Consider the following 1,181-nt stretch of genomic DNA (forward strand, 5'->3'; position numbering starts at 1 on the left):
CTGTCCTTGGTCTCTTCGAATGAATGCCGGCGTACTGGAATCCCGGCCGGCGCGTGGCCCGAGAGGGCGGGGGAATGCGTTACGCGGCCAGGTCGGCCTGCTGCGGGGCGGCGCTCGGCGGCGTGAGGGTCAGGCGCACCTCACCGCGGCGCCATGCGGAGATCAGCTCGGCGTCTTCGTCCTCGTCCAGCAGCACCGAGACGGTGAAGCCCATGGCCACGCTGCCGCCTTCGAGCGGCTTCCAGGTGATCTTTTTCACCTTGGCGTCGGCGAAGAACACCGCCTCGATGTGGTCCATCAGGGAGCCGATCGACAGCTCGTAGCCTTCGAACTTCCCGGTGATGTCCTGCTCGCCCAGCAGCGGCAGGTTCAGCGCCACCAGGTCGGTGCTGCCTTCCATCGGCAGGTTCTGCTGCTGGCCCTTGTCGGCCTTCTTCCAGAACGCCGGCAGGATGGCCGGGTCGATGGTGTTGAGGATCGTGTTCGGGGCGTTCAGCGAGAACTTCAGGTCGGCAGCGGCCGCGTCTTCGTCGCCGTGCTTTTCCTTCCGCAGGTTCAGATGCGAGAACACCGCATCGTGTTGATCGAGTTGGAACATCGGTGGTGCCTCTCGTAGGAGCCGGCCGCGCCGGCGGGAAGTCAGGACCAGGCCAGCGGCCAGCACATCGCCCAGCCAAGGCCGAGGACGATGGCGATGCAGCCCAGGAAGGCGAGGAAGTCGGCGGCGTTACGGCAGCCGATGGCGGTCAGAAAGCGCATGGGTCCTCCGATTCGCAGGCCACCAGAGCGGCGCGCAGGCGGTCGCCTGTGATGACTACGTCGACCAGGTCGCTGGAATCCAGGTAGGCGCGTGCTGCGGCGAAGACTTCGGCGACGCGGCGATCCTCGGCGGTCAGTTCGTTGAACAGGTCCAGGTGTGCCTTTCCTACGCGCTCCCGGCGGACGCTCGCGCTGTTCTCCACGTCCGTGGCCTCGGAGACCAGCAGGCCCAGCAGGGTGAGGGTGCGCGGCGTCACGACAGCACCGCCTGCACCAGCACAGCGGCCAGCACGCCCAGGCAGAACGACAGGGAATTGGCGACGACAGTGGCCACTACGTGGTGGCGATGCTCGCGTTCGGCGGCGGTCATGCCGCCACCTGCTGCAGCGCCATTTCCAGCAGCTGCGCGTCGATTGCGGCGG

At 67.1% G+C, this 1,181-nt stretch carries 2 protein-coding genes; both read right to left on the reverse strand.

What is annotated here, in order from left to right; all coding sequences use genetic code 11:
- Window positions 1–79: 79 nt before the first annotated feature.
- Window positions 80–598, reverse strand: a complete 519-nt coding sequence (locus tag AB0E19_RS38835) for a hypothetical protein (protein WP_057497475.1) — start codon at window positions 596–598, stop codon at window positions 80–82.
- 148 nt (window positions 599–746) lie between these two features.
- Window positions 747–1,016: a hypothetical protein gene (locus AB0E19_RS38840; protein WP_362189993.1), complete on the reverse strand. Its 270-nt coding sequence runs from the start codon at window positions 1,014–1,016 to the stop codon at window positions 747–749.
- Between the last annotated feature and the right edge of the window lie 165 nt (window positions 1,017–1,181).

Source organism: Streptomyces sp. NPDC047974 (assembly GCF_040653375.1).
Lineage (GTDB): Bacteria > Actinomycetota > Actinomycetes > Streptomycetales > Streptomycetaceae > Streptomyces.

What these genes read in the sequence shown, in the direction of transcription:
- AB0E19_RS38835 (WP_057497475.1), bottom strand. Translation starts at nt 598, where the DNA reads ATGTTCCAACTCGATCAACACGATGCGGTGTTCTCGCATCTGAACCTG.